Consider the following 8669-nt stretch of genomic DNA (forward strand, 5'->3'; position numbering starts at 1 on the left):
AAAACCCGTAGGTCATAATACTTTGTGAATGTGTTCACGTTCACAAGAGAGCGATCGCGTCGTGCCTGCGCTGTGGAAACGGCAAAAAATGCATAACTAGGCATGACAATCGTTCAGAACACGACCGAGGGAGGCACCGACGTGGAGCTGGCACTCGCCCACGAGACGATGGCGCGCTGGCAGTTCGGCATCACCACCGTGTACCACTTCCTCTTCGTCCCCCTGACGATCAGCCTGGCCGCACTCACCGCAGGACTGCAGACCGCCTGGGTCCGCACCGACAAGGCCAAGTACTTCAAGGCCACCAAGTTCTGGGGCAAGCTCCTGCTGATCAACCTCGCACTCGGGGTGGCCACCGGGATCGTCCAGGAGTTCCAGTTCGGCATGAACTGGTCCGCCTACTCCAAGTTCGTCGGCGACGTCTTCGGGGCGCCGCTCGCGATGGAGGCCCTGCTCGCCTTCTTCTTCGAGTCCACCTTCATCGGCCTGTGGATCTTCGGCTGGGAGCGGCTGCCGAAGAAGATCCACCTGGGCTGCATCTGGATGGTCGCCATCGGCACCATCCTCTCCGCCTACTTCATCCTGGCCGCCAACTCCTGGATGCAGCACCCGGTCGGCTACACCATCGGCGCCAACGGCCGGGCCCAGCTGACCGACATCGGCAAGGTGCTCTTCCAGGAGACCACCCTGGTCGTGGTCTTCCACACGATGATGGCGTCCTTCCTGACCGGCGGAGCCTTCATGGTCGGCATCGCCGCGTACCAGCTGCGCCGCCAGCACCGGCTGCAGGAGACCGACTCCGCCAAGATCGGCGCCATGCGCGCCAGCCTGCGCCTGGGCCTGGTGATCGCGGTGATCTTCGGCATCGGCACCGCCGTCAGCGGCGACAGCCTGGGCAAGGTGATGTTCCGTCAGCAGCCCATGAAGATGGCCGCCGCCGAAGCCCTCTGGGACACCCAGCAGCCGGCCCCGTTCTCGATCTTCGCCTACGGCAACGTCAACGAGGGCCGGAACACCATAGAGCTCACCATCCCCGGACTGCTCTCGTTCCTGGCGACCAGCAACTTCCACGACGCCGTCCCCGGCATCAACGACGTGCAGGCCCAGGAACGGGCCAAGTACGGGGACAAGGCCCCCAGCTACGAGCCCAACATCCCGACCGCCTTCTGGGGCTTCCGCTGGATGATCGGCTTCGGGATGACCTCCTTCGCCATCGCCGCCGCCGGTCTCTGGCTGACCCGCAAGCGCTTCTGGCTGGCCCCCGAGCACCGCCGCGGCGAATCCGAGATCCCGCTGCTGATGCTCACCAGAACCAAGGAGCTCAACCCGTTCCTCAACAAGTGGGCCTGGCGGATCGCCATCCTCACCATGGGCTTCCCGCTGATCGCCAACTCCTGGGGCTGGATCTTCACCGAGATGGGCCGTCAGCCCTGGGCCGTCTACGGCCTGATCACCACCGCCGAGGCGGTCTCTCCGACCGTCTCCGTCGGCGAACAGATCACCTCGCTCACCATCTTCACCCTCCTCTACGCCCTCCTGGCCGTGATCGAGATCCGCCTCATGATCACCTACGCCAAGGCCGGCCCCACCGACGAGGAACCCCCGAGCCAGGACCCCACCCTCCGCGGCCCGTCCGGCGACGCCGACCAGCCCCTCGCCTTCGCGTACTGAGGAGAGAACCATGCAACTCCACGACGTCTGGTTCGTACTGATCGCCGTCCTCTGGATCGGCTACTTCTTCCTCGAGGGCTTCGACTTCGGCGTAGGGATCCTCACCAAGCTGCTGGCCCGCGACGAACCCGAGCGCCGGGTGCTGATCAACACCATCGGCCCGGTCTGGGACGGCAACGAGGTCTGGCTGCTCACCGCCGGCGGCGCCACCTTCGCGGCCTTCCCGGCCTGGTACGCCACCCTCTTCAGCGGCTTCTACCTGGCCCTGCTGGCGATCCTGGTCTGCCTGATCGTCCGGGTCCTGGCCTTCGAGTACCGGGCCAAGCGCAGCGACCCCCGCTGGAAGCGCAACTGGGAGCACGCCATCTTCTGGACCTCCCTCCTCCCCGCTTTCCTCTGGGGGGTGGCCTTCGCCAACATCGTCCACGGCGTGAAGATCAACGAGGCCGGCGACTACGCAGGCAACTTCCTCGACCTGCTCAACCCCTACGCCCTCCTCGGCGGCCTGGTCACCCTCTCCCTCTTCACCTTCCACGGCACGGTCTTCGTCGCCCTGAAGACCCTGGGTGACATCCGCACCCGGGCCCGCACCCTGGCCCGCACCACCGGCCTGATCACAGCCGTCCTCGCCCTGGCCTTCCTGATCTGGACCCAGACCTCCAGCGGCGACGGATGGTCACTGACCGCGATGGTCATCGCGGTCCTCGCCCTGCTGGCCGCCCTCGCCCTCAACGAGGCCGGCCGCGAGGGCTGGGCCTTCATCTGCTCCGGCGTCACCATCGTCGCCGCCGTGGCGATGCTCTTCCTCGCGCTCTTCCCGGACGTCATGCCCTCCAGCCTCGACCCGGCCTGGTCGCTGACCGTCTCCAACGCATCGTCCTCGCACTACACCCTCAAGGTCATGACCTGGGTGGCCGGCATCATGACCCCGCTGGTCCTCGTCTACCAGGGCTGGACCTACTGGGTGTTCCGCAAGCGCATCGGCGTCCGCAACATCCCCGCCCACTGAGGTGCCATGAAGCCCGTCGACCCCCGCCTCCTCCGCCACGCCGCGACGACCAGGACCTTCCTCCTGCTCTCCACGGCCCTCGGTGCGCTCAACGCCGTCCTGGTCATCGCCCAGGCCGTGCTCATCGCCGACATCGTCGTCGACGCCTTCCAAAAATCGAAGCACCCCACCACCCCCCTCCTGGCCCTCGCCGCCGTGGCCATATCCCGCGGCCTGACCTCCTGGGCCACCGAGACCGCCGCCCACCGCGCCTCCGCAGCCGTCAAGTCCGAGCTCCGCGCCCAACTGCTCGCCCGCGCCACCGCCCTGGGCCCCAACTGGCTCACCCGCCGGCGCAGCGGCGAACTGGTCACCCTGGCCACCCGCGGCATCGACGCCCTGGACGACTACTTCGCCCGCTACCTCCCCCAGCTGGCGCTGGCCGTAGTCGTCCCCATCGCCGTCATCGCCCGCATCGCCCTCGCCGACTGGCTCTCGGCCCTGATCATCGTCCTCACCCTCCCCCTCATCCCCATTTTCATGGTCCTCATCGGCCTGGCCACCCAGTCCCGGATGGACCGTCAGTGGCGCACCCTGGGCCGCCTCTCGCACCACTTCCTGGACGTGGTGGAGGGCCTTCCCACCCTCAAGGTCTTCGGCCGCGCCAAAGCTCAAGCAGCGGCCATCCGCCGCACCACCGACGACTACCGCCAGGCCACCCTGCGCACCCTCCGCATCGCCTTCATCTCCTCCTTCGCCCTGGAACTGCTCTCCACCGTCTCGGTCGCCCTGGTCGCCGTAGGCATCGGCACCCGCCTGGTCGACGGCAGCCTGGACCTCCGCACCGGCCTGCTGATCCTGGTCCTGGCCCCCGAGGCCTACCTGCCGATCCGTCAGGTGGGCACGCACTACCACGCCAGCGTCGAGGGCCTGGCCGCCGCCCAGCAGATCTTCGCCGTCCTGGAAACCGAGACACCCACCCCCGGCACCCGCCCGGTACACCGCCCGGTCATCGAACTCCGTGACGTGACCGTCCCCCACGCCCCCGCCATCCAGTCCCTGAACCTGACCATCGAGCCCGGCGAAACCCTGGCCGTCACCGGCCCCTCAGGAGCAGGAAAGACCACCCTCCTCTCCCTCCTCCTCGGCTTCAGCACCCCCGCCACCGGCACCATCACCATCGACAACAAGCCCCTGAACACCTACGACTGGCGAACCCAGATCGCCTGGGTCCCGCAACACCCCTACCTCTTCGCCGGCACCATCGCCGACAACGTCCGCCTCGCCCGCCCCGAAGCGACCGACGCCGAACTCGCCACCGCCCTCCACCGGGCCCACGCCCACGAGTTCGTCAACGCCCTCCCCCTCGGCGCAGCGACCCCCCTTGGCGAACACGGCTCCGGCCTCTCCGCCGGCCAGCGCCAGCGCCTGGCCCTGGCCCGCGCCTTCCTGGCCGACCGTCCGGTGCTGCTCCTGGACGAGCCAACCGCCAACCTCGACACCGCCACCGAACAGGCCGTCGTGGAAGCGATCCGCGACTTCGCCCGCGACCGCACCGTCATCCTCACCGCCCACCGCCCCGCCCTCCTCGCCCTGGCAGACCGCACCGTCACCCTGACGCCGTCTCTCTTTTCTCCCCCCACCGCACGGGAGGGGGTGGGACGGGGCGGGGTGGTCGCGGCAGGGGCCGTCAAAGCGAAGAACGAGTCAGCGCCGCTCAAGGACGGAAACACGCTTACAGACTCGTTCTGCAGCAGGCCCCAGAGCGACCCCCCCCCCGCCCCGGCCCGCCCCCGCCCCACTGCACCAACAGCGCCGCAGGCAAACCCGAACCCCCTGTCCCGCATCCGCAAAGCCGCCCACCGCAAGGGCCAATCCCCCCGCACCGCCCTCGCGGTATCCCTCTCCGCCCTGGCCCTCCTCAGCGCCACCGCCCTCCTCGGCACCTCCGGCTGGCTGATCGACCGCGCCTCCCAACAGCCGCCGATCCTCTACCTGATGGTCGCCATGACCGCGGTCCGCACCTTCGGCATCTCCCGAGGCGTGCTCCGCTACGCCGAACGCCTGCTCAGCCACGACAACGTGCTCCGCTCCCTCGGAGAGCTCCGCACCACCGTCTACCGCCGCCTGGAACGCCTCAGCCCCGACGGCGCCGACGGCCGCCTCCGTGGCGACCTGCTCTCCCGCATGGTCGCCGACGTCGACGCGATCCAGGACTACGTCCTCCGCTACCGCCTCCCCGCCGCCGCAGCAGCCCTCACCGCCACCGCCACCGCCGCCGCCCTGGCCGTGATCCTCCCCACCGCCGGAGCGATCCTCGCCGCAGGCCTGCTCCTGGCCGGCGTCGCCGTCCCCGCCCTCACCGCCCGGCTGTCCTCCCGGGCCGAGGAACTCCACGCCCCCGCCAAGGGAAGACTCGCCGCCGAGGTGGTCGACCTCCTCGACGGCACCCCCGAACTCACCATCAGCGGCGCCCTCCCGCACCGCCTGGAGACCCTCCGCCGAACGGACGCCACCCTCACCACCCTCTCCCGCCGCTCCGCCGCCGGCGCCGGCGTCGGAACCGGCCTCAGCACCGCCCTGACCGGCCTCACCGCCACCGCCTGCGCCGCCGCAGGCGTGGCCGCCGTCGCGTCCGGCACCCTCAACGGAATCTGGCTGGCCGTCGTCATCCTCACCCCCCTAGCCGCCTTCGAGGCCGTCACCGGCCTCCCCGTCGCCGCCCAGATCCGCCGCCGCAGCGCCCGCTCCGCAGCACGCGTCCTGGAACTGGTCGACGCCCCCGAACCCATCACCGAACCCACCACCCCCAACGACCTCCCCACCACCCCCCTCCCGCTCCGCACCACCGCCCTCACCGCCCACTGGCCCGGCTCAAAAACCGAAAACCCGGCCCTGACCGAAATCACCCTGGAACTCCCCCAGGGCCACCGCATCGCCGTGGTCGGCCCCAGCGGCTCCGGCAAGACCACCCTCGCCCACGTACTCCTCCGCTTCCTGGACCCCACCTCCGGAACGGTCACCCTCAACGGCACCGACACCACCACCCTCCTCAGCGACACCGTCCGCACCGCCGTCGGCATCTGCGCCCAGGACGCCCACATCTTCGACAGCTCGCTCCGCGAGAACCTCCGCCTGGCCCGCCCCGACTGCACCGAGGACGACCTCTGGCAGGCCCTCGACACCGCCCGCCTGGGCGACTGGATCCGCGACGACCTCCCCGAGGGCCTGGACACCATGGTGGGGGAGCACGGCGCCCGCCTCTCCGGCGGCCAGCGCCAGCGCCTCGCCCTGGCCCGGGCCCTGCTCGCGGACTTCCCGGTGCTGCTCCTGGACGAACCCGCCGAGCACCTGGACCTCGCCACCGCCGACGCCCTCACCGCCGACCTGCTGACCGCCACCGAGGGCCGGACCACGCTCCTGATCACCCATCGGCTGGCCGGCCTGGACGCCGTCGACGAGATCCTGGTGCTGGACCGCGGCCGCATCGTCCAACGCGGCACCTGGACCGAACTGGTCGCCACCGACGGCCCGTTCCGCCGCAGCTGGGACCAGGAACGCCAGGCCGAAACACTCCTCCCGGTCTGACCAACCGGGCTAATCGACCAACCACCCCGAACAACCGCAAAATACCCTTTCCCCATGGAGCACCCCCCGCCCGCCCTGGGCCTGGACGCCCTCGTCACCGAGGTGTCCGAACGCCTCCACGCCGTCGCCGCCGTCAACGACCGGATGCGGGAGCTGCTGGAGGCCGTGGTCTCGGTCAGCTCGGGGCTGGACCTGCACGCCACCCTGCAGCGCATCGCCGCCGCAGCCGCGGACCTCGCCGACGCCGAGTACGCCGCGGTCGGCGTGCTGGCCCCGCACACCTCAGGGCTGGTCGACTTCATCCACGTCGGCCTCACCGACGAGGAGGCCGCCCGGATCGGCCACTACCCCGAGGGCCGGGGCCTGCTCGGCGCGATCATCGAGGACCCCCGCCCGCTGCGGCTGGACGACCTCACCACCGACCCCCGCTCGGTGGGCGTCCCGCCCGGGCACCCGGTGATGCACTCCTTCGTCAGCGTCCCGATCCGGGTCCGCGACGAGGTCTTCGGCAACCTCTACGTCACCGAGAAACGAGGAGCAGGAACCACACCCCCCGAACCCCCCAGAGCCTCCTTCAGCACCGAGGACCAACAGGTCATGGAAGCCCTGGCCGCCGCCGCAGGCGTAGCCATCGCCAACGCCCGCCTCTACGAGGAGGGCCGTCGCCGCGAACGCTGGATCGCCGGCGCCGGAGAGGTCACCACCGTCCTGCTGACCTCGGAGGACGCCCACGCCGCCCTCACCATCGCCGCCGAACAGGTCCGCGACCTGGCCGCCGCCGCACTGGGCATGATCCTGCTGCCCACCGGCGACGGAGGCCTCCGGGTGTCGCACGCGGCCGGTGAGGCCGCCGACTTCGTCGTGGGCGAGCACGTCCCGGCCAGCGACCAGGTCGCCCTGCTGATGGACGGTCAGAACGTGATCATCGAGGACCTGGGCAGCGACCCCCGGGTCTCCTCCAGGATCGCCAAGGCCTTCGGCCCCAGCATGGCGCTGCCGATGAAGAGCGCCGGACGCATCCTCGGCGCCGTCGCCGTCTGGCGCCGCTCCGGCCGACCACCCTTCAGCGAGGACGAGGTGCAACTCGCCGCCGCCTTCGCCGGCCAGGCCGCGCTGGCCCTGCGGCTGGCCGAGGGACAGCAGGACCAGCAGCGGCTCGCGGTCTACCAAGACCGCGACCGGATCGCCCGGGACCTGCACGACCTGGTGATCCAACGGCTCTTCGCCACCGGCATGATGTTGGAGAGCGCGGCCCGCAAGGCCCAGGTCCCCGAGGTCGGGTCGCGGATCGGCAAGGCGGTGGACGAACTGGACGCCACCATCCAGGAGGTCCGCACCACCATCTACGCCCTCCAGCACGACGACACCCCTGCCGACGCCGACCTGCGCGGCCGCATCCTCCGCGAGGCCAAGCAGGCGGCCGGACCGCTGGGCTTCAAGCCCTCCGTCGGCTTCGTCGGCCCGGTGGAGACCATGGTCAGCGAGCGGATCGGGCGCCAGCTCATCGCCGCGCTGCGGGAGGCCCTGTCCAACGCGGCCCGGCACGCCCGCGCCGCCACGGTGGCGGTGAACGTGGACACCACCGCCCACATCGACGACGAGGGCCGCCTCACCACCGGTCGGGACGCCTTCGAGCTGCCCGAGGGCGCCGACCTCTCCACCGCCCTGCGCGAGGCCGGGGCGGGCCGCCCCGCGGTGCTGCTCACCGTGCTCGACGACGGCATCGGCATCCCCGAGGGCGGCCGCCGCAGCGGTCTGCGCAACCTCGCCGACCGTGCCACGGCGCTCGGCGGCGCGGCCTGGCACCAGCCCGGTCCGGACGGAAAAGGCACCCTGCTCTCCTGGACGGCCCCGTTGTAATCCGGACCGAATCCCAGGCGCGACGAGTCGCACGTGATTGCTAACCCGTGCACGGCTCGCTGACAGGACCTCGTGGTGGGCTGATGTTTCGTCCGCATAAGTAACTGAGGAGCCCACAGCGATGACCACTGCCCTGAGTAGCACCCTCAAGCGCCGGGTCGCCCCCGCAGCGGCGATCCTGGTGGCGGGTGGCCTGATGCTGACCGCATGCGGATCCAGCTCTTCTTCCTCGTCGACCACCACGACCAGCAACGCCAGTTGCAGCCGCCCGTCGGGGATGCCGTCCGGTGGGGCGATGCGCTCGGGCGGTGCCAGGCCCTCGGGGATGCCCTCCGGCGGTGCGATGGCGTCCGGCGGTGCCAGGCCGTCCGGGATGCCGACCGGCGCCCGTCCCAGCGGCAGCGCCGGCTTCGGCGGCGGCCAGGGTGGCGGCTGCGGCTTCGGCGGAGGCCAGGGCGGCCAGGGCGGTGCCCCGGGCGGCGCCCCCAGCGGCAACTAGGTTTCAGGACCCGGCCGCCGCCGAGGCCGCAGCCGAGGTCCGGGGTGGGGTGGGGGGGGGGGG

At 70.7% G+C, this 8669-nt stretch carries 5 protein-coding genes; all 5 read left to right on the top strand.

Features of this window, described 5'->3' with window-relative positions; genetic code table 11:
* Nucleotides 1–141: 141 nt before the first annotated feature.
* The gene (locus ABUW04_RS13965) at nt 142–1671 is read left to right on the top strand and encodes a cytochrome ubiquinol oxidase subunit I (RefSeq protein WP_030254842.1); all 1530 of its coding nucleotides are present in this window, start codon (nt 142–144) and stop codon (nt 1669–1671) included.
* A 10-nt stretch (nt 1672–1681) separates the two neighbouring features.
* On the top strand, nt 1682–2680 hold the full coding sequence (cydB, locus tag ABUW04_RS13970; RefSeq protein WP_380564761.1) for a cytochrome d ubiquinol oxidase subunit II: 999 nt from the start codon (nt 1682–1684) through the stop codon (nt 2678–2680).
* Between the two features lie 6 nt (nt 2681–2686).
* Entirely contained in the window at nt 2687–6247 is a 3561-nt protein-coding gene (cydD, locus tag ABUW04_RS13975) for a thiol reductant ABC exporter subunit CydD (RefSeq protein WP_380564763.1), read from the top strand.
* 54 nt (nt 6248–6301) lie between these two features.
* Nucleotides 6302–8107 carry a GAF domain-containing sensor histidine kinase gene (locus tag ABUW04_RS13980; RefSeq protein WP_380564764.1) on the top strand — a complete coding sequence of 602 codons (1806 nt, stop codon included), beginning with the start codon at nt 6302–6304 and terminating at the stop codon, nt 8105–8107.
* Nucleotides 8108–8228: 121 nt separating this feature from the next.
* Complete coding sequence (locus tag ABUW04_RS13985) at nt 8229–8606, top strand: hypothetical protein (RefSeq protein ID WP_380564766.1); 378 nt, start codon at nt 8229–8231, stop codon at nt 8604–8606.
* The last annotated feature ends 63 nt before the right edge of the window (nt 8607–8669 follow it).

Origin of the sequence: Streptacidiphilus jeojiensis, assembly GCF_042510965.1 — a bacterium.
In the GTDB taxonomy this organism is placed as follows: domain Bacteria; phylum Actinomycetota; class Actinomycetes; order Streptomycetales; family Streptomycetaceae; genus Streptacidiphilus; species Streptacidiphilus jeojiensis.